Raw genomic sequence first — 22,918 nt, 5'->3', positions numbered from 1 at the left:
CCCTCACCCGCGCGCAAAGAGCGCGCGACCTCTCCCCGGTGGGGAGAGGTGAAGGGAGAGGCCGGTGTTTTTATCCGGGCCGATAGGCGCCGGTGGCGGGGTCGCGGCGGAGGGTCTTGGCTTCGGGCGTGGTGGTCTCGGCCATGCGGGCCTGACGGGCCGCATCCAGCTCCTGATTGACGCGCTTGACGGTGCGATAGGCCCAGCGAACCACGGCAGCGCTTCCAAGCGCACCCGCAATGGCGACCAGCGGCGGCATTTTAACATCCTTGCTCATGACGAGCCCCCTTCCCGGCAATCTCGCTCAACTGCTGGCGCGGAACAATGGCGATTTGCGGGACGAACGCCCGTCTCCCACAAGCCCCCCTCAACCCTCATCCTGAGCGCGCCACATACTCACCCCTCATCCTGAGGAGCCGCGACTTGTCCGCCGAAGCTCGCAGAGCGAAGGCGGAAGCGGAGGCTCGAAGGATGGCCGCACACTCCGAGCCCAGCCAGCTCATGGTTCGAGACGCGTGCCAAGAGGCGCGCTCCTCACCATGAGGGGCGGAGCGGAGGCTCGGCGACCATCAAAACCCGTAGCGCGACCACAGCGCCCGGGTTTCCAGCGTGGTGACGATCTGGTCGGGCAGATCGGCCAGCGCACCGAGTTCCAGCTGCGCGCCGCTGGAGGATTTGCGGCCGAACAGGTTCGACAACATCCCGGTGGGCTGCGCGATCACTGGCGTCTTCACCTCGTCGCCATAGCGGGCGCGGAGCACCGAGCGGAGATCGCCGATGGCATCGACGAGGCCGAATGCGACGGACTTCTCGCCGGCCCAATAGGCGCCCGTGAACAGCTCGTCCTCCGGCCCCTTCAACCGGGCGCCGCGGCTCTCCTTCACGAGACCGATGAAAATCGCATGGATCTCGCGCTGGAGCGATTTCAGCCGCGCGACGTCATCGGGGTTTTCCGGCAGGAACGGATCCAGCGTCGCCTTGTGTTCGCCGGCCGTATAGAGCCGGCGCTCGACGCCGATCTTCTTGATCAGTTCCTGAAAACCGAACGTGCCGCCGACCACGCCGATGGAGCCGACGATGGAGGACGGATCGACGAAGATCTCGTCGCCGGCGCAGGCGATCATGTAGCCGCCGGAGGCTGCGACATCCTCGACGAAGACGAACACCGGAAGCTTCTTCTCGGCGGCGAGCTGGCGGATGCGCAGATAAATTTGCCGTGATTGAACAGGCGAGCCACCGGGCGAATTCACCACCAATGCGACGGCTTTCGCGTTCTTCGTCGCGAAGGCTTTATCCAGCAGTTTTCCCACGCCCGCGAGCGACATACCCGGCCGCAGCGGCGTCACGGCGCCGATGGTACCGGACAAGCGGACCACCGGAACGACCGATGTCGCGCGACGGAAACGCGCAGGCAGCAGCCTTGCAATCGCCGCTTTCAAACTGGATTCGCTCATAGAAGGTTACCTCGACATTAACCGTACATTATCACGCGCGTGTCATTGAACCCGCAGAGAGTTTCAGCGTTTGCAAACCATAATTGTCAAACGCGCGTTGGGAGTGAACATGAAGATCTATCTGCTGATGCTGATCATCGGCACGCTGCTCACGGCGATCCATCTGACGTCCGCGCCGCAGAAGCGTTCCGAAACAGCCCCTCAATAACAAGCATTGGCGCATCGCTCATAGCGATGCCCATGGAAGTGCCGCATGCCCCGCCAGGATTTGCTGGATATGGGCATCGGGCGCGCCTTTCGCATCCCGTAGCGCAATGCCGGGGTGAATTGCCGCAGGCGCCCTCCCCCCTTTCACCGCACGCACCAGAATCCGGATGGCCGGCGCCGTTGCACCGCCATGCACCGGCATCAGCGCGAGGGAGCCGAAGCCGCGATGGAGTGCTGTAAGCACGTCAGCGACCCCGTCAGCGCGCCAGATCATCGTCAGCACACCATTCGATTTCAGCACGCGACGCGCGGCGTGGACCCAGGTCGCGAGCGTCTCGTCTGTCGCAACATGCGCGATCTCGCGGGTCTTGTTCGGCGAGGCGCGATGGCGTGCGGGATCGTTGAAGGGCGGATTCATCAGAATGACGTCGGCGCTGTCCGCAGACAGGCCCGCGGCCGCGAAGGTTTCGGCATTGGATGCGAGATCGAGCGTGATCACATCGGCCGCCACGCCATTGGCCTCGGCATTGTGGCGCGCGAGATCGGCAAAATCCGGATTGATTTCGATCAAGGCGAGCGAGAGGCCGGCCACGCGTCTCGCGACAGCCAGACCAGCCGTGCCAACACCCGCGCCGAAATCCACCACACGCTGGCCCGGCCGCGCCGATGTCGCGGCGGCCAGCAGGATCGCATCGTGACCCGCGCGATGACCGGAGGCCGGCTGCCGCAGCAGCAACTGGCCGCCCAGCACGTGATCATCGGTGGTCGCCGGCATTACTTCTCCTCGGCGCGCAACTCATGCGCGAGCCCGGCTTCGGTCAGCAGTGTCCGCGCTTCCCGCGCATCGTCCTCATGCACGAGAATCCGTCGTGGAATGACGCCCAATGAGCCTTCCAGAATGCTCATATTCTGGTCGAGCACGAGGTGATGGATATTGGCGCCATCGAGCAGCGCGCCCACCGCCGAGACCAGCACCACGTCATTCGTCCGCATGATTTCGCGCAATTGACCACCATTCCCTGTTCACGGCTGGTATATCTGGATTTGATCCAGGTTCCCTAGCCCTTGCCGCGCCCCTGCGCAGTTCCTATTCTGCGGACATATTGTCTAACCGGCCCAGTCTGCGCATGAATTTACATGATTTTCGCGCCAATTCGGCCTATCAGGGCGTGCGCGCCGGCCGGCCACGGCCTGTTGCGCCAAGATTCTGCAATTCGGAGACTACAGCGTGGCGGTGATTGTTCCTTTCGAGAGTCACGCAACAGCGTCGATCGATCAGCTTGTCAGCCTCGTGTCTGCTGACATGGAGCGCGTGAACGCGACCATCCTGTCGCGCACCGGCTCCGACGTCACCATGATTCCGGAAGTGGCCAACCACCTGATTTCCTCGGGCGGCAAGCGCCTGCGCCCCATGCTGACGCTGGCGATGGCCAATCTCACCGGCTACACCGGCGACGGCCATATCAAGCTCGCTGCCGCCGTTGAATTCATGCACACGGCCACGCTGCTGCATGACGACGTGGTCGATCAGAGCGAACTCCGCCGTGGCAAGCTCTCCGCCCGCATGCTGTGGGGCAATGAGGCCTCGGTGCTGGTCGGCGACTTCCTGCTCGGTCAGGCGTTCCGCATGATGGTCGAAGTCGGCTCGCTGCGCGCGCTGGACATCCTGTCGTCGGCCGCTGCAACGATTGCCGAAGGCGAAGTGATGCAGCTCGCCGCCGCCAAGAACACCGCCACCACCGAAGACGAATATCTCGCGGTGATCCGCGGCAAGACCGCCGAGCTGTTCGCTGCGGCCTGCGAAGTCGGCCCGGTGATCGCCAACCGTCCGAAGGCGGAGCAGACCGCCTGCCGTTCGGTCGGCATGAATCTCGGCATCGCGTTCCAGCTCGTGGACGACGTGCTCGATTACGGTGGCAAGGCCGCCAAGCTCGGCAAGAATGTCGGCGACGATTTCCGCGAGGGCAAGATCACGCTGCCGGTGGTGCTGGCCTTCCGCCGCGGCAACGATGCCGAGCGCGAATTCTGGATCAAGTCGCTGGAGCGCGGCGAGATCGGCGACGGTGATCTCGATCACGCCATCGGGCTGATGACCAAGCACCGCGCGCTGGAAGACACGATCAGCCGCGCGCATCATTATGGTGCGATGGCTGTCGATGCGCTGGCGCTATTCCCGTCGTCGCCGATGAAGACGGCGCTGGAGCAGGTGGTGGCGTTCTGCCTGGCACGGACGCATTGAGCCAGGCACATAGAAAGCCACGCACTCCGCCCTCATGGTGAGGAGCGCGCCAACGGCGCGCGTCTCGAACCATGACTGGGGAGCATGCGGCCATCCATCGAGACGCCGCTGCGCGGCTCCTCAGGATGAGGACGGAGTGTGTGGCGGAGTTTAAATCCGCGCCACCAATTCCTTGATCAACACCGTGATCCGTCCCTCCGGCTTCTCCAGCTCCGCCATGATCGAGAAATGATCGGCGCCCGGAATCTCCTCGTAGCTCACCGGCAATCCATGCTGCACGCGGTGCACCGCGAGGTCTGCGGTCTGCTGGCGCAGGATCGGGAGCTCCGCGCCGCCGACCACCAGTGCCAGCGGCTTGTCCGGGCCGGCGCCCTGCAGCAGCGGTGACTGCCGCTTCGACATCGCTTCATCGAGCTTGAGCTTTTCGTTGAGATACGACGCGCGGATCGGCTCGAGATCGTAGATGCCGGAGATCGCCACCCCGCCTTTCACCTTCGGATGCGACAGCGTGGTCGCGGTCATGTGGCCACCGGCCGACCAACCCGTGACCACGATGCGATCGGCATCGATGCCGAGCGTTCCGGCCTGATCGACCAGCGCATCCACGCCCGCTTTGATCTCGGCGACGATCTCGTCCAGCGTCGCATCCGGCGCCAGCGTGTAGCCGATCGCGGCGACATTGATGCCGTGGGCGATCGGCCCCGCTGCGAAGCAGGTGAAAAAATCCTTCGAGCGCATCTGCCAGTAGCCGCCATGGATCAGCAGCAGCACCGGGCCACCGTCCGTCACCTTGATCAGATCGATCCTGTTGCGCTCGCGCGGGCCATAAGCGAGGTCGAGATGCGCAGGATATTTCGCCTTCATGGCGTCGGAGCGCTGGCCCCAGCCATTGGCGATCTCGGCGCTCCCCGCGACAGCCACGCTGTTGTTGAGGCCGGCATCGAGCTGTTCGCGCGACATCGCGCGCCAGTTGGAATCGCCGAAGGGATTACTCATGGTTGTTGTCCTTAGCTGCATCTCAGTATTGTGCGGCGCGCGGCCGCTCGCGAGTCCCAATTATGCAAGAAATAGGCTAGACCGCCACGCGCCGGACGAACATGCTGCATCTGCTTTTTCTGCATCACACTTTCTGCATCATTCCTGGAGACGTGCGTGGCCTCTCATCAAGACCTCATCAAAGCAACGGCCTGCGCCGTCGTCGATCAACTCAATAACGGCACAGTCACGCCGCTCGATGTGCTCGATGCACTGGAATCGCGCATCAAGGAGGTCGATGGCCAGGTCAATGCGCTGCCGATCCTGTGCTTCGATCGCGCCCGTGACCACGCCAGGGAATTGATGAAGAAACCGCTCGGCGAGCGCGGCATCCTCGCCGGCCTCCCGGTGCCGATCAAGGATCTCACCTCCGTCGCCGGCGTGCGCACCACCCAGGGATCGACGATCTTCAAGGATGTGGTGCCGACCAAATCGAATGTGCTGGTCGAGCGCCTCGAAGAAAATGGCGGCGTGGTCTATGCGAAATCCAACACGCCGGAATTCGGCGCTGGTGCCAACACCTTCAACGAGGTGTTCGGCGCGACGCTGAATCCGTGGGACCTGTCGAAGTCGGCGGCCGGCTCGTCCGGTGGTGCGGCTGCAGCGCTTGCCAGCGGCACGGCCTGGATCGCGCACGGCTCCGACATGGGCGGCTCGCTGCGCAACCCCGCCAGCTTCTGCGGCATTGTCGGCCTGCGCCCGAGCCCTGGCCGCGTCGCGTCAACGCCGAGTATCGCGCTGGCGCGCATGGTGAGCGTGCAGGGTCCGATGGCGCGCACCGTGGAAGACCTGGCATTGATGCTCGACGCCATGAGCGGCGAACATCCCGCCGATCTGATCTCGCTGCCGAAATTGCCGACCTCGTTCCGCTCCGCCGTGCGCGGTGGTACCAAGCCGAAGCGGATCGCCTACTCGCCCGATCTCGGCATCACGCCCGTCGATCCGGAAGTCGCAGCCCTCACCCGCAAGGCGGCAGAGCGTTTTGCGGAAGCCGGCGTCATCGTCGAGGAAGCGCATCCCGACCTGCGCGAAGCGCACGAGTGCTTCCATGTGCTGCGCGCCTATGATTTTGCGATCTCCAAACTCGGCCTGCTGCGCGATCACCGCGACAAGCTGAAGCCGGAAGTGATCTGGAATATCGAGGAAGGCCTGAAGCTCAAGGTCGAGGATCTCGCCAAGGCGGAAACGCAGCGCGTCACGCTCGCGGCCCGCGCCTATGAATTCTTCCAGACATACGACCTGCTGCTCTGCCCGGCGACCATCACGCCGCCCTTCCCGATCGAGCAGCGCTATCTCGCCGAATGCAACGGCACCAAGTTCGACAACTATGTGCAGTGGCTGGGTATCGTCTATGCGATCACCCTGACCTGCTGCCCGGCGCTGTCGCTGCCTTGCGGCTTCACTTCAACGGGGCTGCCTGTCGGCCTGCAGATCGTCGGCCCGCCGCGCGGTGAAGCCTCGCTGCTCGCCGGCGCGCGGGTGCTGGAGGATATTCTCGGCCTGCAGAGCTCCACGCCGATCGATCCGCGCCCGGCGAGGTAAAACCGGGCCCGTAGGGCGGATGAGCCGAAGGCGTCATCCGCCGCGGAGTTTCAGCAATAACTTCGGCCGGCGGATGACGCCTTCGGCTCATCCGCCCTACGGCCCTACCGCCTCAAATACCGCCACCTCTCGCCATACTTTCGTCTAAGCCACATTGTCGCAGCTAACGGCTAATCATGCATTGTAGCAGCCGGAACGATCCCGCTGCCTGACAGAACGCCCCATGCCAGCAGCAATGCATTTGGCGGCATTGGCTTTTGCGGCCTCCCGTGGCAACGGGGCATTTCATTTCACGGAATACGAGGGCTTTACGTGGCTGACTCTTTCGCACCGCCGGCCGACGGCAAACTTCATTTCGACGACGCCAAGAAACGCATCAAGGCCATCTTCATCGGCTCGATGGGCAATCTGGTCGAATGGTACGACTTCTACGCCTACACCGCCTTCGCGCTGTATTTCGCACCGGCCTTCTTCCCCTCCAATGATCCGGTCGTCCAGCAGCTCAATGCGGCCGTGCTGTTCGCCGCCACCTTCCTGATGCGCCCGCTCGGCGGCTGGCTGTTCGGCTTCCTCGCCGACCGTTACGGACGCCGCCTGTCGCTCACCGTCTCCGTGCTGTTCATGTGCTTCGGCTCCTTGATCATCGCACTGTGCCCGACCTATGCGACCATCGGCTTCGCCGCCCCCGTCGTGCTTGCGCTCGCCCGCATCATCCAGGGCCTCAGCCTTGGCGGCGAATACGGCGCCTCCGCCACTTACCTCTCGGAAGTCGCCGATCCCAAGCATCGCGGATTCTATTCGAGCTTCCAGTATGTGACGCTGATCGGCGGCCAGCTCACCGCCATCATCGTGCTCCTGCTGCTGCAGAAGGTGTTCCTCACCGAGCAGGAGCTGAAGGACTGGGGCTGGCGCATTCCGTTCTTCATCGGCGCCAGCCTGGCCATCTTCGCCGCCGTGATGCGTCGCGACCTGCACGAGACCGAGCAGTTCACGGAAGCCAAGAAGCAGTCAAAGCCGATGGGCTCGATGGCTGGCCTGCTGAAGTATCCGCGCGAATTGCTGCTGGTTGTCGGCCTCACCGCCGGCGGCACGGCGGCGTTCTACACCTTCACCACCTATATGCAGACCTTCGTGAAGCTCTCGGTCGGCCTCACCGCCGACCAGACCACGACGGTGATCTTCGGCACGCTGATCTTCGCCTGCATCCTGCAGCCGATCTATGGCGCGCTCTCGGACCGTTTCGGCCGCAAGCCGCTGCTGATCTTCTTCGGCATCGCCGGCACGCTGTGCACGGTGCCGATCCTGACCACGCTGCAGACCACCAAGTCGCCTTTCGTCGCCTTCCTGCTGATCTGCGGCGCCTGGGTGTTCGTGGCCGGCTACACCTCGATCAATGCCGTGGTGAAGGCCGAGCTGTTCCCGACCAATATCCGCGCCATGGGCGTCGGCGTACCCTATGCGCTGACGGTCTCGATCTTCGGCGGCACGGCACCTGCCGTGGCGCTGTATTTCAAGCAGTCGGGCCACGAGCAATATTTCTACTATTATCTCTCGGGCATCATCTTCCTGTCGCTGATCATCTACGCCACGATGCGCGACACCAAGCACAACTCGGCGATGCACCGTCACGAGTGACAGTCACAGCCTAACCAAGGAGCGTCAGCATGGATGAAGACAACACACCTTCGGAATCCAAGCTGACGCAAACCAAGCAACGCTGGGCGCGCGAGGGCCGGTTTCTCACCGGCCGGCATGCGCGCCCGGAGACCGACCGGCTTCCACCCGGCCAGCACCTGACCCAGGACTGGCCGGTGCTGGATCTGGGCATCACGCCCAACATTTCCCGCGAGCGCTGGCGCCTCGATGTCTATGGCGCCGTGGACACGCCACTGTTCTGGGACTTTGCGCAGTTTTCGGCGCAGCCGCAGTCCACATTCATCTCCGACATTCACTGCGTCACCACCTGGTCGCGCTACGACAATCAGTGGGAAGGGCTTTCGACCCGCGCATTGCTCGACGCATGCCAGCCGAAGCCCGATGCGCGCTTCGTGTCGCTGGAATCCTACGACGGCTACACGACCAATCTGTCGCTAGAGGATTTCGCCTCCGACGACGCGCTGCTGGCGCATTCGTGGCAGGGCACGCCGATCGAGCGCGACCATGGCGGCCCCGTGCGCGTGATCGTGCCGCATCTGTATTTCTGGAAGAGCGCCAAATGGCTGCAACGCATCGAATTCCGCAGCGATGACAAACCGGGCTATTGGGAAATCCGCGGCTATCACAATCGCGGCGATCCGTGGGACGAGCAGCGCTATTCGGAGGATTGAACCTTCTCCCCGCGTGCAACAGGGGAAGAGCAGGTTGCCGAAGTAGCCTGCGACCATCCTTCGAGACGCGGCCAAACGGCCGCTCCTCAGGATGAGGGCAGAGTATGTCGCTGGAGAAGACCCTCATGGTGAGGAGCCCGCGAAGCGGGCGTCTCGAACCATCCAGGCCGACCACTGTCCTCATCGCTCAAACGGCATAAGCGATCGTCTTGCCGCTTGCAGTGCGCATCGGTTCCCGTTGCTAACGCAATGTCCGACAATGTGAATCCCGGCCGTTAACCTTTCTTAAAGATGTCGCTCGCGGCCTGCGCCGTGCGTGGTAAATCTCTTGCGAGCCGAAGGAATCAGTTTCACGCCGACGCAGATTCGCGCCGGTGTCCTGCCCGCAGATTGTTTGGGAATTTCATGAGCGAACGCCTGTCGTACCAGCCTACCCGCGCTCCCCTCCCCGATCAGGAGCAGAAGCAGGCGGCGCTCAGCTATCTCAACGAGGCATGGGCCGAAGCGCGCCACGACGGCGTGGATGGCGACTGTCTGGCGCAGGCCAGCCTGTTCGCGGCCTTTGCCGAGCTGGTCGGGACCTATGGCGAGGATGCGGTGGCGAAGTTCGTCGAGGGCCTGCCCACGCGCGTGCGCAATGGCGAATTTTCGCTGACGCTGGCAAGGCAGTAGGTCTATCTCCCAACTGTCGTCGCCCGGCTTGACCGGGCGATCCAGTACACTCCACCGATCGCGCTTCTACACTCTTACATCGTTTACTGGATCACCCGCTCCAGGCGCGCAATTGCGCGCCAGGGCGGGTGATGACAGTTTGAGCGTGCCTTACTGCTTCAACGTCTCCAGAAACTTCACCGTCTCGCCCTGCGATGGCGTGACGAGTTCGCCCTGCCACATCACCTGCCTGCCGCGCACGAAGGTGCCGACCGGCCAGCCCTTCACGGTCACGCCGTCATAGGGCGTCCAGCCGGCTTTCGAGGCCACCCATTTGTTGGTGATGGTCTCGCTGCGCTTGAGATCGACCACGGTGAAGTCGGCGTCGTAGCCCGCCGCGATACGGCCCTTCATCGCCATATTGTAGAGCCGCGCCGGGCCGGCACTGGTGAGATCGACGAAACGCTGCAGCGACAGCCGGCCGGCATTCACATGATCCAGCATCAGCGGCACCAGCGTCTGCACGCCGGTCATGCCGGATGGCGAGGCCGGATAGACCTTCTGCTTCTCTTCCAGAGTATGCGGCGCGTGATCGGAGCCGAGCACGTCGATGATGCCCTGCTCGATGCCCTTCCAGATGCCGGCGCGATGGCTGGCATCGCGCACCGGCGGATTCATCTGCGCCAGCGTGCCGAGCCGCTCATAGCAGTCCGGCGCTGTCAGCGTGAGATGATGCGGCGTCGCCTCGCAGGAGGCGACATCCTTGTGATCCCGGAGATAGTCGATCTCTTCCTTGGTCGAGATATGCAGCACATGGATGCGCTTGCCGGTCTCGCGGGCGAGATTGACCAGACGCTGGGTCGCCATCAGCGCCGCGGTCTCGTCGCGCCACACCGGATGCGAGCGCGGATCGCCCTCGATGCGCAGGCCCTTGCGCTCGTTGAGGCGATATTCGTCCTCGGCATGGAAGGCGGCGCGGCGCTTGATGACCTGAAAGATCTTGCGCAGGCTATCGTCGTCCTCGACCAGCAAGGCGCCGGTGGAGGAGCCGATGAAGACTTTGACACCAGCGCAGCCCGGCGCACGCTCCAGCTCCGGCAGGTCCTGCACGTTTTCACGCGTGCCGCCGATGAAGAAGGCATAATCGCAATGCATGCGGTGATGGCCGCGTTTTACCTTGTCGGTGAACGTGGCCTCGTCGATGGTGAGAGGATTGGTGTTCGGCATTTCGAACACCGCGGTGACGCCGCCCATCACGGCGCTGCGCGAGCCGGTTTCGAGATCTTCCTTCTGCTCGAGGCCGGGCTCGCGAAAATGCACCTGGGTATCCATCACGCCGGGCAGAATGTGCAGGCCCTTGCAGTCGATGGTCTTGCCCGCCTGTTCCGGCCCGAACGTGCCGAGCGCCGCAATGCGGCCGTCGCGGATGCCGATGTCGCGCTGGCCCTCGCCATCCTGATTGACGACGGTGCCGTTCTTCAGAATCGTATCGAAAGTCTCGCTCATACCGGTCTCGCTTGCAGCTTGTGGATGCCTGCGCGCATGGCGCAGGCCTTGTTACCGGCATCTTAGCGGCTTAACTTTGGCGATGAAATCCGTCCGCCGCGATTCCTGAATTTTTTCGAGATTTTCCGTATGAAAGCAGCATTTCTCCCCGATCGGGGTGTGGTGAAGATCGCCGGCGACGACGCCCGCGCTTTTCTCAACAACCTCATCACCTCCGATATCGACGACCTCGCGCCCGGCCGCGCGCGGTTCGGCGCGCTGCTGACGCCGCAGGGCAAGATCGTGGCGGATTTTCTGGTGACGGAAGCACCTGCCGGCCATGGTGGCGGCCTCCTGATCGACTGCCCGCGCGAACTGGCCAAGCCGCTCGCCACCAAGCTCGGCTTCTACAAGTTGCGCGCCAAGGTGACGGTGGAGAATCTCTCCGACGGGCTCGGCGTGCTGGCGGTCTGGGACGGCGAGCCAATGATGAAGCCGGATCTGACCTTCGCCGATCCGCGCAATGCGGCGCTGGGCTACCGCATTCTCGTGCCGGCCGATCTCGCTGAGAAGACCGCTTCGGTGCTCGGCGCGGAGCTTGTCGATGAGCCGGCCTATGAGGCGCATCGCATCGCCTGCGGCGTGCCGCGCGGCGGTATCGATTTCGCCTATGGCGATGCGTTCCCGCATGAGACCAATATGGACCGCATGGCCGGAGTCGATTTCGACAAGGGCTGCTATATCGGCCAGGAGGTGGTGTCGCGCATGCAGCATCGCGGCACCGCGCGCACGCGTATCGTGCCGGTGACGCTCGATGGCACGACACCTGTGGCCGGCACGGAAATCCGCGCCGCCGACAAGCCGGTCGGCTCCATGGGATCGTCAGCCGGACACAACGGTCTCGCGCTGCTTCGCATCGACCGCGCGACGGATGCGTTCGACGCCGGCGCAGCGCTGATCGCTGGTGACATCACCATCCATCTGGCCGATCCCGAAGCCGCCCGCGCCTTCATTGCCAAGAAACACGCATGAGCAAGCCAGCGATCACCCATGCCGACGGCAAGACGCGCTGCCCGTGGCCGGGCGAAGACCCGTTCTACGTCGCCTATCACGACACCGAATGGGGCGTACCGGACTATGACGATCGCGCGCTGTTCGAAAAGCTGATCCTCGACGGCTTCCAGGCCGGCCTGTCGTGGATCACCATCCTGCGCAAGCGCGACAATTTCCGAAAGGCGTTCGACGATTTCCAGCCGGAAAAGATCGTGCGCTACAGCGAGAAGAAAGTGCATGCGTTGATGAACGATGCGGGCATCGTGCGTAATCGCGCGAAGATCGAGGGCACGATCCTGTCCGCCAAGGGCTATCTGAAGATCATGGAGGAAGGCCCCGGCTTCTCGAAATTCCTCTGGGACTTCGTCGATGGCAAGCCGATTGTGAACAATTTCAAGACGCATGCGAACGTGCCTGCTTCGACGCCGCTGTCGATCAAGATCTCGAAGGAGTTGCAATCGCGCAATTTCAAATTCGTCGGACCGACCATCGTCTATGCCTTCATGCAGGCGACCGGCATGGTCAATGACCACCTCACCTCCTGCTATTGCCATGCGCTGTGCAGCAAGAAGAAAAAGCCGCTGCGGCTGAAGGCGACCTGATGGCGAAAGCGACCGTGACCGGCGGCACACCGCGTGCCTGGCAACGCATGCTATCGGGGCGCAGACTCGACCTGCTCGATCCCTCGCCGCTCGATATCGAACTGGCGGATATCGCCCATGGCCTTGCGCGCATGGCGCGCTGGAATGGGCAGACGCGCGGCCCCCATATCTTTTCGGTGGCACAGCATTCACTGCTGGTCGAGGCGATCATGCGCGAGCAGGCGCCGCGCGTTGACGATCAATTCGGGCTCGCGGCATTGCTGCATGATTCTCCGGAATATGTGATCGGCGACATGATCTCCCCGTTCAAGGCGGTGATCGGCGATGCCTACAAGGTGGTGGAGCATCGCCTGCTCGCGGCGATCCATATCCATTTCGGCCTGCCGGCCACGCTCGATCCGAAAATGACGAAAGCGATCAAGAACGCGGATATGGGTGCGGCCTATCTGGAAGCCACGCGGCTTGCAGGCTTTGCCGAGACGGAGGCGAAGCGGCTGTTCGGCAAGGATCCGTGTCTGGATCTCGAGGTGGAGGCGGATTACCTGACCCCATGGTCGGCCAGCAAGGCGGAGAAGCGGTTCCTTGCGCGGTTCGAAGCACTGATAGCGGGATGACATGCAGCGCCTGAGCGCGGTAGAAAGACCATCATGATCTATGTCTGCTCCCTCGCCGACCTGCATCCCACCGTCAAAACGACGGGTGCCAGCCATGTGCTGACCATCATGGCCAATGTCGCGCAAGTGGTGCGGCCGGAGACGGTGATCGAGGCCAATCACCTGCGTGTGCAGGTGGACGATATCACCGAGAGCATGGACGGGTTTGTCGCGCCGAACGAGGGCCATGTCACGCAAGTGATGGATTTCGTGCGCGGCTGGAATCGCGCCTCGCCGCTGGTGATCCATTGCTATGCGGGCATCTCGCGCTCCACCGCCAGCGCCTTCACAGCGGCCTGCATGCTCAACCCCGATCGCGACGAGCACGAGATCGCGCAGCGCATCCGCGCGGCGTCCCCCATCGCATCGCCGAACCGGCTGATCGTGTCGCTCGCCGACAAGGCGCTCGGCCGCAATGGCCGCATGGTCCGTGCGCTCGACGATATGGGCCCCGGTAGCCTCATGGTGGCCGGCAAGCCGTTTCGCCTCGATCTGGATTGATGCGCCAGGGTTCACGCGATGTGAACCATTACGACTTCGACAAGCACTAAGTCCCAACGGCTTCCCTCACCCCATCCCTTGTGGGACAAGGATGGGAAGAAGAGTGAGGGCTGACTTAAGATGTTTGATTTCGATTTCATTGCGCTTGTCGTCGCCATCGTCGCCTTCTTTTTTGCACGCAACGCACGCAATGAAGTCAGAATTCTGCGGGCGCGACTGGATGCATTCGAGGCCGTGCCACGCGCGGTCACTGCGCCAGTGGCCGCGGCCGAACCAGCACCGCCGCTCGCACCAGTGCAGCCTGCCACCAGCAATGTGCCACCGCCTCCGCCCAGCACGGCGCCAGCACCTAAACCAGCGATCCCTGCTGCTGCATCGACGCCACGTGTCGCGGAGACCGTCACAAGGCCGGCAGTAGCGGCACCGGCAACCGAACGCCCGAGCTTCGAAGAGCGCATCGGCACGCGCTGGGTGGTGTGGGTCGGCGGCCTGACACTGGCCCTCGGTGGCCTCTTCATGGTGCGCTATTCCATCGAGGCCGGATTGCTCGGCCCGGAAGTGCGCGTGCTGCTCGGCGGGCTGTTCGCCCTGGCGCTGCTCGCTGTCGGCGAATTCGCTCGCCGCAAGGAATCGCTGTCATCGATCGCGCCGCTGCCGATTGCCAATATCCCGGCGATCCTCACCGCAGCGGGCACCGCCGTGGCCTTCGCCACGATCTATGCGGCCTATGCGCTCTATGATTTCCTCGTGCCCGGCACCGCTTTCGTGCTGCTCGGCATTGTCGCCATGGGCACCATGGCTGCGGCGCTGCTGCATGGCCCCGCGCTCGCAGGACTCGGCCTCGTCGGCGCTTTCGTCACGCCGATGCTGGTGTCGTCGGGCAAGCCGGATTACTGGGCACTGTATATCTATCTCGCCATCGTCACCGCAGCCGCCTTCGCGCTGGCGCGGATGCGGATGTGGCGCTGGCTGGTGCTGACCACCATCGCTTTCACCACGTTCTGGACGTTGCCCGGCCTCGACAGCGGCCCTGCGATGGTCGCGCCGCATGTGTTCCACGTCATCGCCTGCTTCGGGCTCGCATCACTGCTGGTCGTCTGCGGCTTCATGTATGGGCCGCCGGCCGACGCTGGCCGCATCGAGGGCATCTCGTCGGCCGCGCTCGGCACCAGCCTGTTCGGCGCCACGCTGATCGTGCTCGCCGGCTCCCATGCAGACTTGGCGATGATCGCTTTCGCTTTGCTGGTCGCCGGCACGCTGTTCGTGGCCTGGTATGCGCAGGCAGCAACCAGCGCCGTTGCCATCGCTGCCATCTTCGTCGCCGTCGTCTTCCTGTCCTGGGCCATCCAGGGCAATCTCGACATGCTGGTGCTGCCCGGCGGTCCGCTCGACGGCATCGGCCTCAGCCCGATCGAAGGCTCGGTGACTCTGCATCTCGTCAGCGCTGCAGTGTTCGCGCTCGGCTTCGGCGTCGTCGGCTTCCTCGCCCAGGGACGCTCGGTCAGCGCGGTCATTCCGGTGATCTGGGCCGCCTGCGCCACCTTCGTGCCGATCGCGCTGCTGATCGCGCTTTATGCCCGCATCGCGCATCTGGATCGTTCGATCCCGTTCGCCATTCTTGCGGTGATCATTGCCGCCGCTTTTGCCGCTGCGACGGAACTGCTCAGCAAGCGCGAGCAGCGGCCCGGCCTCGCGATCTCCACCGCGCTGTTCGCCACCGGCACGCTCGGCGCGCTGGCGCTGGCATTGACCTTCGCGCTGGAGAAAGGCTGGCTCACCATCGCGCTTTCGCTGATGGCGCTCGGCACCGCGTGGATCTCCATGCAGCGGCCGATCCCGTTCCTGCGCTGGTTGGCCGCGATCCTCGCCGCCATCGTCTGCGCCCGCATGGCCTGGGAGCCGCGCGTGGTCGGCAATCTCGTCGGCACCACGCCGATCTTCAACTGGCTGCTCTGGGGCTATGGCGTGCCGGCTGCATCGTTCTGGGCGGCCTCCGTGCTGATGCGCCGCCGCGGCGACGACAAGCCACTGCGCATGGTGGAATCCGCAGCGATCCTGTTCACGGTGCTGCTGGTGTTTCTGCAGATCCGCCACTACGTCAATGGCGGCGACGTCTATCGCGTCTCGTCCGATCTCGTCGAAATCGCGCTGCAGGTCTGCACAACGCTGGCCATGGCCATCGGCCTCGAACGGCTGCGGGTGCGCAGTGGCAGCATCGTCCACAATGTCGGTGCCGTCCTGCTCACGCTCTATGCCGGTCTCGCTTCGCTGGGCGGCCTGCTGTTCATCGCGAATCCGAACATCTGGCGGGTCGATGTCGGCGGCGCCGTCTTCAACCTGCTGCTGCTCGGTTATGCCCTGCCCGCGATCCTCGCGCTGCTGCTGTCCTATGCAGTCGCGGGTCGTCGCAAGCCGGCTTATGCCAATACGATTGCTGCGGGCGCGCTACTGCTCGCGCTGACCTATGTGACGCTCGAAATCCGCCGCATCTATCACGGGCCGATCTTCTACAATGCGCGGGTGCTCGATGCCGAGCAATATACGCTGTCGATCGCGTGGCTCGTCTTTGGCGTCGCGCTGCTCGCTGCCGGGCTGATCTTCTCGTCACAACGGGCGAGGCTGGCTTCGGCGGTGGTGATCGGACTCACGGTGCTGAAAGCCTTCCTCATCGACATGTCGTCGCTGACCGGCGTCTGGCGCGCACTCTCCTTCATGTGCCTCGGCCTCGTGCTGGTGGCGATCGGCTATCTGTATCAGCGCATCCTGTTCTCCCGGAAGAAAGCAAACGAGGTTCGTTCCGAGATTGCCGGAACTTAATTCGACATCACAAATTTGTTGGGGCGTGATGTTAATGCTGCAATGCGACAATTGAGCATCCATCTGTTCTATCGATCGATGCCGCGGCCGCTATCCTCGCCGCGGTGTCCCCCATCAAATCTGGAGCCTACCGATGTCGAAGACCGTTGCCGATGACCTCGTCCATGTCCTCGAACAGATCGGCGTGCAGCAGATTTTTGGCCTGATCGCCGACTCGCTCAATCCGCTGGCGGATTCGGTGCGTCGCTCGAAGATCGAATGGGTCGGCGTGCGCCACGAGGAAGGCGCGGCATTGGCTGCAGCGGGCCAGGCGAAGCTCACAGGCAAGCTTGGCGTTTGCGCGGGCTCGACAGGACCGGGCAGCACGCATCTCGTCGCCGGCCTCTATGAAGCCGCCCGCGATCATGCGCCGGTGCTGGCGCTGTCCGGCGACATGGCGCGGGCCATGAAGGGCTCGGACTTTTTCCAGACCACCGAGCCGGACCTGCTGTTTCGCGACGTCTCGCTCTATACGCAGACTGTCACCACCGCCGCGCAAGCGCCGCGGGTGTTTCACGAAGCGATTGCCGCCGCCTATGCCGGCCCCGGCGTCGCGCATCTGACGCTGCCGATGGATGTGCTGTCGCTGAAATCCGACGTGCCGACATCGAGCATCGCGACGCTGATCCCGCGCGGCGAGATCCTGCCGAACGAGGCCGCCATCGACGATGCCGTGCGACGCATCGACGAGGCAAAAAGCGTCGTGATCATGTGCGGCCATGGCGCCCTCGGCACCGCGGACCTGCTGCGCGCACTGTCCGACAAACTGAACGCGCCGCTGGTGCATTCGGTGCGCGGCAAGGAAATCATGGCGTTTGACGATCCGCGCTGGATGGGCGGCCTCGGCATGATCGGCACCAAGCCGGTCTATGACGCCGTCCATGACTGCGATCTGCTGGTGATGGTCGGCACCGACTATCCCTATTCCAACTTTCTCCCGACCAAGGGCCACGTGATCCAGATCGACGAGCGCGCGCAGGCGCTGGGACGCCGCACGCCGACGGCGCTTGGCGTGATCGGCTCGGCGCGGCCGGCTCTCGCGATCCTGCTCGGCCGTGTGCAGGCCAAGACCGACAGCAAGTTCTTCGAGAAGACCGTGCATGCGCGCAAGAAGTGGGACGAGATGCTGGACAAGCAGGCCGATCCCGCCCGCAGCAAGAACAAGATCCATCCGCAAGCCGTCGCACGCGTCACCAGCGATCTCGCGCGATCTGATGCGATCTTCGTACTCGACACCGGCCTCAACACGCTGTGGTCGGCAAACTGGATCCGCCAGAACGGCAACCAGCGCATCACCGGCTCGTTCAATAATGCGGCGGTCGGCACCGCCGTCGGGCAGGGCAACGGCATCCAGATTCTGGATCGTTCCAAGCAGGTGATCGTGCTCACCGGCGACGGCGGCTTCAACATGCTGATGGGCGAGTTCATGACCGCCGTGCAACACAAGCTGCCGCTCAAGGTCATCGTCTACAACAACTCAGCGCTTGGTCTGATCACGCTGGAAGCCGAGAGCGTCGGCCTGGCACCTTTCCGCGAGGCGATCGAATTCCCGAATCCGGATTTTGCAGCACTGGCGCGTGCCTGCGGCGGACAGGGTTTTACGGCGAAACAGCCGGGTGAACTCAAGAAGGCCATCGCCGATGCGCTGGCCTGCGAGGGCCCGGCCATCGTCGATTGCGTGGTGGCTGCCGATGAGATTCCGAACCTGCCGCATGTCGATGCCAACATGATCGGCAATTACGCGCTGGCGAAGATCAAGGAAGCCGTGATGTCGGTGACGGGTTGATACTTTGCGCCTCTCCTGCCACCGGGAGAGGCGCGTCAACTGTATCGAGAAAATACACTTCCTCATGCCTGCTCATTTTCTCGCCCAGAACTATTCCAGCCTGCACAAAGCCAAAGCAATCATGCGCGCATGGCGGGCGAGTGCTGCGAGAAACTCCGCGATTGCCGGCCGGTGCGTGATGTTTTGGGGTGGCACGCTGTTTGCGTAACAACGGTATCCAACGGGGATGCCGTCATGCCGCCGAAGCAAGTGCAATTGAGCGTCGCCAATGTCAGCAAGTCATTTGCTGGCAAGAATGGCGACGTCACCGTGCTGGACGATCTGTCGTTCAGCATCAATGAAAGCGATTTCGTCAGCATCATCGGGCCATCCGGCTGCGGCAAGACCACGATCTTCAACATCATCGCCGGATTGCTGGAGCCCGACAGCGGCACCATCACCTATCGGGGCCAGGAGATCGAGAGCCTGCGCGGCCGCGTCGGCTATATGATGCAGAAGGATCTGCTGTTTCCATGGCGCACGGTGCTTGGCAATGTGCTGCTCGGGCTCGAGACCCGTGGCGTCGATGCCAAGGAAGCCGAGGCCAAGGCGCGCGAATATCTCAAGCAGTTCGGCCTTGCCGGTTTCGAGAACGCCTATCCAAAAACACTGTCCGGCGGCATGCGCCAGCGCGTGGCGCTGATCCGCACGCTGATCATGGATCCCGATATCCTGCTCCTGGACGAGCCGTTCTCCGCGCTTGATTACCAGACGCGCCTGTATCTGGAAGGCGTGCTCAAGGACGCCGTACAGACCTACAAGAAGACGGTCATTCTCGTCACCCATGACATCGATGAAGCGGTGGCGCTGTCCAAGCGCGTGGTCGTGCTGTCCGGTCGCCCGGCACGGGTGAAGGTCGTGCACGAGATCGACATCGACGCGACCTCTCCCGTGACCGCGCGCAACGACGCCAACTTCGCGACCTATTTCAAGACGCTTTGCGCCGAGCTCGACATCCAGACCGAGAAAACCCCATGACGATGACGATCCAGACCAGCGCTCCCATTCGCGCCAAGCGCAAGCCCGTGCGTACACGCAAGCGCGCGACGTTCGACACGATGCTTGGTCGCGCCTTCCTGCAGATCGCGGCCATCGCCATCTTCTTCGGGATCTGGGAGGCCGGCGTCCATGCCGGCTATATCTCGGCTTTCCTGATGGGCTCACCCAGCGGCATCTTTGCCAGCTTCTATCAAAAACTGCTCAGCGGCGAATTGCTGATGGATTCCTGGATCACGCTGTTCGAAGCCATTCTCGGCTTCGTCATCGGCACCATCTTCGGATCGCTGTTTGGCCTCGCGCTCTGGTATTCGGTGTTCGTCGCCAAACTGGTCGAACCCTTTATCGTCGCCATCAATTCGGTGCCGAAGATCGCGTTGGCTCCGATCGTGGTGCTGTGGTTCGGCACCGGGCTGATCTCCAAGGTGGCGCTCGCTGTCTCGCTTACCGCGCTCGTGGCGCTGATCGCAGCGTATCAGGCTGCCAAGGATGCCGATGTCGATCTGCAGTCGCTGATGATCTCCATGGGCGCCGACAAGCATCAGGTGTTCTTCAAGGCCGTGGTGCCGTCCACCCTGCCGGCGATCATCGCTACCTTCCGCATCAATATCGGCTTCGGCCTGGTCGGCGCCGTGGTCGGCGAATTCATCTCGTCGCAGCGCGGTCTCGGCCACATGATCTTCAACGCTTCCAGCCTCTATGACCTCAACTCGGTCTGGGTCGGCCTGTTCACGCTGATGATCATGGGTTTTGCGCTCTACTACGTCATCGACATCATCGAACGCACCTCGCTGCCCTGGAAGCAGGCGACCACGTCGCATCAGGTCCAGGTTTGAAACAAGCCGTCTAACTCCCCGTCCTCATCCTTCGCATCACGGAGAATCCCATGTCGTTGTTCACGCGTATTGCCTGAGCCACCGCGCTGGCCGGGTTGCTTATTGCCTCGCCCGCCTCGGCGCAGAACAAGAAGGTCGTGCTGTCCCAGGCTTTCCAGTCGATGCTGTATCTGCCGCTCTATGTCGCCATCAATGAGGGCTTCTTCACCGCGCAAGGCCTCGACCTCACCAAGGAGACCGCGGGGTCGCCGACGGTCGCTTTGTCCGCGGTCATCTCGGGCAGCGCGCAGTTCTCGATCCACGGGCCGGAATGGACCGCGATCGCTGCCTCCAAGGGGGCACCGGTGGGCATCATCGCCAATGTCGTCAATGGCGCCGCCGTATGGCTCGCCGCAGCGCCCGATTTCGACTTCAAGGACATCAAGAGCCTGAAGGGCCAGAAGGTCGTCACCGGCACGATGCCGACCACCAGCACGTCGCTGTTCCTGAAGCTGCTCAAGGAGAACGGCATGGATGGGAAAACCGACGTGGAGATGATCCCGGTTGCCATCGGCACCGAGCCCGGGCCGTTCCTCGCCAAGCAGGCGCCGGTGGCCGTGATGTATGAACCCGGCCTCGATCAAGTTGTCGCCAAGGGCATGAAGGTCGTGTTCGGCTTCCCGAAGACCTATGGCGCCTATGCGTTCTCGTCGGTGACGGCGCGCAATGACGTCAATCCTGATCTCGCCCAGCACGTCACCAACGGGATGGAAATGGCGATGCGCTTCATGGCCAAGAACGAGGCCCGCACCGTCGCCATCGCGCAAAAGGAATTCCCGTCGCTGGAGCCGGCCGTGGTCGAAGCCGCGGTCAAGCGCATGCTGGCCGATGGCGTCTATCCGCCGAGCGTCGATATTTCGGCACCGTCGTTGAAAGTCTCCATGGACACCCAGATCGCACTCGGTAATCTCGCGGCGCAGCCGGACTACGACAAATTCGTGGTGCGGAAATATATCGAGCCGGCGCTGGCGATGAAGTGATTGGCATCCTGTTGGATTGACGGGCGACATGGTCTCCCTCCCCCAAGCAGCGCAGCTGCGCAGTGGGGAGGGTCTGCCGATAGGCGGGGGTGGGGTGACTCCGCAAACTCCGGAGTTTGTGGAGGCACCCCACCCGTCCGGCCTGCGGCCGTCCACCCTCCCCACGGCGCCGCTGCGCGGCTTGGGGAGGGACAGAAAGAAAGCTCTGAGGTTTCGACGTGACTAACTCCACCAAGACTGAAGCCGGCGTTCTCGAGCTGCTGCGCCAGTTCAAATCGAACCCATCCGCAGCCGACCACTACGCATCCGAGCGTCTCGCTCAGGCAAAGGCCGTCGAGCCGGTCCTCAAGGCCTTCGAAGTGCTGCCCACCGACACTGCGCGAAAGCCGGGGCCGCTGTCGGGCATCCCCGTTGCCATCAAGGACATCATCGCGACGACGGACATGCCGACCAGCAATGGCTCGCCGATCTATCGCGACCATGTGCCGGCTGCCGACGCCTGGGTGGTCGAGCGGTTGCGCAATCTCGGCGCCACCATTTTCGGCAAGACCGTCTCCACTGAATTCGCCTGGCGCCAGCCGGGCCCGACCACCAATCCCTGGAACAGCAAGCACACACCGGGCGGATCGTCCTCGGGCTCGGCTGCGGCCGTTGGTGCCGGCCTCGTCCCGCTCGCGCTCGGCACGCAGACGCTAGGGTCGATCATCCGCCCGGCCGCCTTCAATGGCGTGGTGGGCTTCAAGCCAAGCTTTGGCGCCATTCCGCGCAGCGGCGCGCATCCGCTCAGCCATTCGCTCGATCATATCGGTTTCTTCGCGCGGCAGGTCGATGACGTCGCCTACGCGCTGTCGCTGCTGGCCGGCACCAGCGACAGCGATCTGCATGGGCAGCCCGTGCCCGCCTTCGAGGTATCCGTTACGCAGGGCATCCAGCCACTGCCGGCGCCGCGTCTCGCCGTGGTGCATTTTGCCAAATTCGCCAAGGCCGAAAGCGAACAGCAGCAACTGTTCGGCGCATCGATCACCCGCCTGCGATCCGGCGGTGCTGTCATCGACGATCTGGAAATGACCGAACTCGATCATCTCAACTGGGACGTCATCAACACCATCCTCGCCAGCGAAGCGGCGGTGATTTTCGGCGAACTGGTCGCGCGTCATCCGGAGAAAACCAGCGAGCATCTCAAGCTGCTGGTAAAGACCGGCAATGGCATCAGCGCAGCAGACTATCTCAAGGCCAAAGCGCAGCAGCTGGCCCTGCGCGACGCATTCACGGCGCAGATGGCACCCTATGATGCGGTCCTTACACTGCCCGCCACCGGCGAGGCACCCGAGGGGCTCGACTTCACCGGCGACGCTGCCTTCTGCGCACCATGGACGCTGATGGGCGTGCCGGCCGTGGCCCTGCCGGCCGGCTTCGGAAAGACCGGACTGCCGCTCGGCCTGCAGGTCGTCGGGCCGTATCGGCACGATGTCCGCACGCTCCGTGTGGCGAAATGGATCGAAACCACGCTGGGATTCCAGCCCGGCCTGCCGAAACTCGTCGCCTGATTTCCCAAAACTGCGGCGCAATAGGTCTTGCGCATTCTCCCTGATCGTCAATCATGACGCTGGCGGTTCCATCTCGCGGGACCGCCAGAC

At 63.3% G+C, this 22,918-nt stretch carries 21 protein-coding genes; 15 read left to right on the top strand and 6 right to left on the bottom strand.

Going from position 1 to position 22,918, the window contains the following annotated elements; genetic code table 11:
• Positions 1 to 70: 70 nt before the first annotated feature.
• The 4 genes from ACIQ2A_RS15645 to ACIQ2A_RS15630 form a co-directional block, all read right to left on the bottom strand.
• Positions 71 to 259, bottom strand: a complete 189-nt coding sequence (locus tag ACIQ2A_RS15645) for a hypothetical protein (RefSeq protein ID WP_398480738.1) — start codon at positions 257 to 259, stop codon at positions 71 to 73.
• A 310-nt stretch (positions 260 to 569) separates the two neighbouring features.
• Positions 570 to 1,454, bottom strand: coding sequence for a S49 family peptidase (locus ACIQ2A_RS15640; protein WP_398480732.1), 885 nt, complete (start codon positions 1,452 to 1,454; stop codon positions 570 to 572).
• A 226-nt stretch (positions 1,455 to 1,680) separates the two neighbouring features.
• Positions 1,681 to 2,436, bottom strand: coding sequence for a tRNA1(Val) (adenine(37)-N6)-methyltransferase (locus ACIQ2A_RS15635; protein ID WP_398480730.1), 756 nt, complete (start codon positions 2,434 to 2,436; stop codon positions 1,681 to 1,683).
• The gene (locus ACIQ2A_RS15630; RefSeq protein WP_398480728.1) at positions 2,436 to 2,666 is read right to left on the bottom strand and encodes a DUF2007 domain-containing protein; all 231 of its coding nucleotides are present in this window, start codon (positions 2,664 to 2,666) and stop codon (positions 2,436 to 2,438) included. Before ACIQ2A_RS15630 ends, ACIQ2A_RS15635 begins: the two co-directional genes overlap by 1 nt.
• A 223-nt stretch (positions 2,667 to 2,889) precedes the next feature.
• On the opposite strand from ACIQ2A_RS15630, the gene ACIQ2A_RS15625 reads away from it, so the two are divergent.
• Entirely contained in the window at positions 2,890 to 3,900 is a 1,011-nt protein-coding gene (locus ACIQ2A_RS15625) for a polyprenyl synthetase family protein (RefSeq protein WP_398480726.1), read from the top strand.
• 150 nt (positions 3,901 to 4,050) lie between these two features.
• On the opposite strand, the gene ACIQ2A_RS15620 is transcribed toward ACIQ2A_RS15625, so the two are convergent.
• Positions 4,051 to 4,896, bottom strand: coding sequence for an alpha/beta hydrolase (locus tag ACIQ2A_RS15620; protein ID WP_398480724.1), 846 nt, complete (start codon positions 4,894 to 4,896; stop codon positions 4,051 to 4,053).
• Between the two features lie 156 nt (positions 4,897 to 5,052).
• Here ACIQ2A_RS15620 and ACIQ2A_RS15615 point away from each other — a divergent pair, with 156 nt between their 5' ends.
• The 4 genes from ACIQ2A_RS15615 to ACIQ2A_RS15600 all read left to right on the top strand — a co-directional run bounded on the left by ACIQ2A_RS15615 (position 5,053) and on the right by ACIQ2A_RS15600 (position 9,476).
• The gene (locus tag ACIQ2A_RS15615; RefSeq protein WP_398480722.1) at positions 5,053 to 6,477 is read left to right on the top strand and encodes an amidase; all 1,425 of its coding nucleotides are present in this window, start codon (positions 5,053 to 5,055) and stop codon (positions 6,475 to 6,477) included.
• A 399-nt stretch (positions 6,478 to 6,876) separates the two neighbouring features.
• Complete coding sequence (locus tag ACIQ2A_RS15610; RefSeq protein WP_398480736.1) at positions 6,877 to 8,112, top strand: MFS transporter; 1,236 nt, start codon at positions 6,877 to 6,879, stop codon at positions 8,110 to 8,112.
• Between the two features lie 29 nt (positions 8,113 to 8,141).
• Positions 8,142 to 8,804 carry a sulfite oxidase-like oxidoreductase gene (locus ACIQ2A_RS15605; RefSeq protein WP_398480720.1) on the top strand — a complete coding sequence of 221 codons (663 nt, stop codon included), beginning with the start codon at positions 8,142 to 8,144 and terminating at the stop codon, positions 8,802 to 8,804.
• Between the two features lie 405 nt (positions 8,805 to 9,209).
• Positions 9,210 to 9,476, top strand: a complete 267-nt coding sequence (locus tag ACIQ2A_RS15600) for a hypothetical protein (RefSeq protein ID WP_398466673.1) — start codon at positions 9,210 to 9,212, stop codon at positions 9,474 to 9,476.
• 150 nt (positions 9,477 to 9,626) lie between these two features.
• Here ACIQ2A_RS15600 and ACIQ2A_RS15595 read toward each other — a convergent pair whose 3' ends face one another.
• The gene (locus ACIQ2A_RS15595) at positions 9,627 to 10,961 is read right to left on the bottom strand and encodes a dihydroorotase (protein ID WP_398480718.1); all 1,335 of its coding nucleotides are present in this window, start codon (positions 10,959 to 10,961) and stop codon (positions 9,627 to 9,629) included.
• Between the two features lie 129 nt (positions 10,962 to 11,090).
• Here ACIQ2A_RS15595 and ACIQ2A_RS15590 point away from each other — a divergent pair, with 129 nt between their 5' ends.
• The 10 genes from ACIQ2A_RS15590 (at position 11,091) to ACIQ2A_RS15545 (ending at position 22,828) form a co-directional block, all read left to right on the top strand.
• Positions 11,091 to 11,972 (top strand): YgfZ/GcvT domain-containing protein, encoded by an 882-nt coding sequence (locus ACIQ2A_RS15590; RefSeq protein WP_398480716.1) that lies wholly within the window; start codon positions 11,091 to 11,093, stop codon positions 11,970 to 11,972.
• Positions 11,969 to 12,595, top strand: coding sequence for a DNA-3-methyladenine glycosylase I (locus tag ACIQ2A_RS15585; protein ID WP_398480714.1), 627 nt, complete (start codon positions 11,969 to 11,971; stop codon positions 12,593 to 12,595). The genes ACIQ2A_RS15590 and ACIQ2A_RS15585 overlap by 4 nt, the downstream gene beginning before the upstream one ends.
• Complete coding sequence (locus tag ACIQ2A_RS15580) at positions 12,595 to 13,209, top strand: YfbR-like 5'-deoxynucleotidase (protein ID WP_398480712.1); 615 nt, start codon at positions 12,595 to 12,597, stop codon at positions 13,207 to 13,209. Before ACIQ2A_RS15585 ends, ACIQ2A_RS15580 begins: the two co-directional genes overlap by 1 nt.
• Positions 13,210 to 13,242: 33 nt before the next feature.
• Entirely contained in the window at positions 13,243 to 13,749 is a 507-nt protein-coding gene (locus ACIQ2A_RS15575) for a tyrosine phosphatase family protein (protein WP_398480710.1), read from the top strand.
• Positions 13,750 to 13,869: 120 nt separating this feature from the next.
• Positions 13,870 to 16,566, top strand: a complete 2,697-nt coding sequence (locus ACIQ2A_RS15570; protein ID WP_398480708.1) for a DUF2339 domain-containing protein — start codon at positions 13,870 to 13,872, stop codon at positions 16,564 to 16,566.
• A gap of 133 nt (positions 16,567 to 16,699) precedes the next feature.
• On the top strand, positions 16,700 to 18,391 hold the full coding sequence (locus ACIQ2A_RS15565; RefSeq protein WP_398480706.1) for a thiamine pyrophosphate-dependent enzyme: 1,692 nt from the start codon (positions 16,700 to 16,702) through the stop codon (positions 18,389 to 18,391).
• 234 nt (positions 18,392 to 18,625) lie between these two features.
• Positions 18,626 to 19,408 carry an ABC transporter ATP-binding protein gene (locus ACIQ2A_RS15560; protein WP_398480704.1) on the top strand — a complete coding sequence of 261 codons (783 nt, stop codon included), beginning with the start codon at positions 18,626 to 18,628 and terminating at the stop codon, positions 19,406 to 19,408.
• Positions 19,405 to 20,262: an ABC transporter permease gene (locus tag ACIQ2A_RS15555; RefSeq protein ID WP_398480702.1), complete on the top strand. Its 858-nt coding sequence runs from the start codon at positions 19,405 to 19,407 to the stop codon at positions 20,260 to 20,262. The genes ACIQ2A_RS15560 and ACIQ2A_RS15555 overlap by 4 nt, the downstream gene beginning before the upstream one ends.
• Before the next feature lie 95 nt (positions 20,263 to 20,357).
• Positions 20,358 to 21,281, top strand: a complete 924-nt coding sequence (locus ACIQ2A_RS15550; RefSeq protein ID WP_398480700.1) for an ABC transporter substrate-binding protein — start codon at positions 20,358 to 20,360, stop codon at positions 21,279 to 21,281.
• A 218-nt stretch (positions 21,282 to 21,499) separates the two neighbouring features.
• Positions 21,500 to 22,828 (top strand): amidase, encoded by a 1,329-nt coding sequence (locus tag ACIQ2A_RS15545; RefSeq protein ID WP_398480698.1) that lies wholly within the window; start codon positions 21,500 to 21,502, stop codon positions 22,826 to 22,828.
• The last annotated feature ends 90 nt before the right edge of the window (positions 22,829 to 22,918 follow it).

The organism is Tardiphaga sp., assembly GCF_044336785.1.
Lineage (GTDB): Bacteria > Pseudomonadota > Alphaproteobacteria > Rhizobiales > Xanthobacteraceae > Tardiphaga.
Note: the sequence above shows the minus strand (reverse complement) of the source record. Positions and strands in the feature narration are given on the sequence as shown.

Coding starts and splice junctions, on each gene's coding strand:
- ACIQ2A_RS15645 (WP_398480738.1), bottom strand. CDS start 259: ATGCCGCCGCTGGTCGCCATTGCGGGTGCGCTTGGAAGCGCTGCCGTG.
- ACIQ2A_RS15640 (WP_398480732.1), bottom strand. CDS start 1,454: ATGAGCGAATCCAGTTTGAAAGCGGCGATTGCAAGGCTGCTGCCTGCG.
- ACIQ2A_RS15635 (WP_398480730.1), bottom strand. CDS start 2,436: ATGCCGGCGACCACCGATGATCACGTGCTGGGCGGCCAGTTGCTGCTG.
- ACIQ2A_RS15620 (WP_398480724.1), bottom strand. CDS start 4,896: ATGAGTAATCCCTTCGGCGATTCCAACTGGCGCGCGATGTCGCGCGAA.
- ACIQ2A_RS15610 (WP_398480736.1), top strand. CDS start 6,877: ATGGGCAATCTGGTCGAATGGTACGACTTCTACGCCTACACCGCCTTC.
- ACIQ2A_RS15605 (WP_398480720.1), top strand. CDS start 8,142: ATGGATGAAGACAACACACCTTCGGAATCCAAGCTGACGCAAACCAAG.
- ACIQ2A_RS15600 (WP_398466673.1), top strand. CDS start 9,210: ATGAGCGAACGCCTGTCGTACCAGCCTACCCGCGCTCCCCTCCCCGAT.
- ACIQ2A_RS15595 (WP_398480718.1), bottom strand. CDS start 10,961: ATGAGCGAGACTTTCGATACGATTCTGAAGAACGGCACCGTCGTCAAT.
- ACIQ2A_RS15590 (WP_398480716.1), top strand. CDS start 11,091: ATGAAAGCAGCATTTCTCCCCGATCGGGGTGTGGTGAAGATCGCCGGC.
- ACIQ2A_RS15585 (WP_398480714.1), top strand. CDS start 11,969: ATGAGCAAGCCAGCGATCACCCATGCCGACGGCAAGACGCGCTGCCCG.
- ACIQ2A_RS15580 (WP_398480712.1), top strand. CDS start 12,595: ATGGCGAAAGCGACCGTGACCGGCGGCACACCGCGTGCCTGGCAACGC.
- ACIQ2A_RS15575 (WP_398480710.1), top strand. CDS start 13,243: ATGATCTATGTCTGCTCCCTCGCCGACCTGCATCCCACCGTCAAAACG.
- ACIQ2A_RS15570 (WP_398480708.1), top strand. CDS start 13,870: ATGTTTGATTTCGATTTCATTGCGCTTGTCGTCGCCATCGTCGCCTTC.
- ACIQ2A_RS15565 (WP_398480706.1), top strand. CDS start 16,700: ATGTCGAAGACCGTTGCCGATGACCTCGTCCATGTCCTCGAACAGATC.
- ACIQ2A_RS15560 (WP_398480704.1), top strand. CDS start 18,626: ATGCCGCCGAAGCAAGTGCAATTGAGCGTCGCCAATGTCAGCAAGTCA.
- ACIQ2A_RS15555 (WP_398480702.1), top strand. CDS start 19,405: ATGACGATGACGATCCAGACCAGCGCTCCCATTCGCGCCAAGCGCAAG.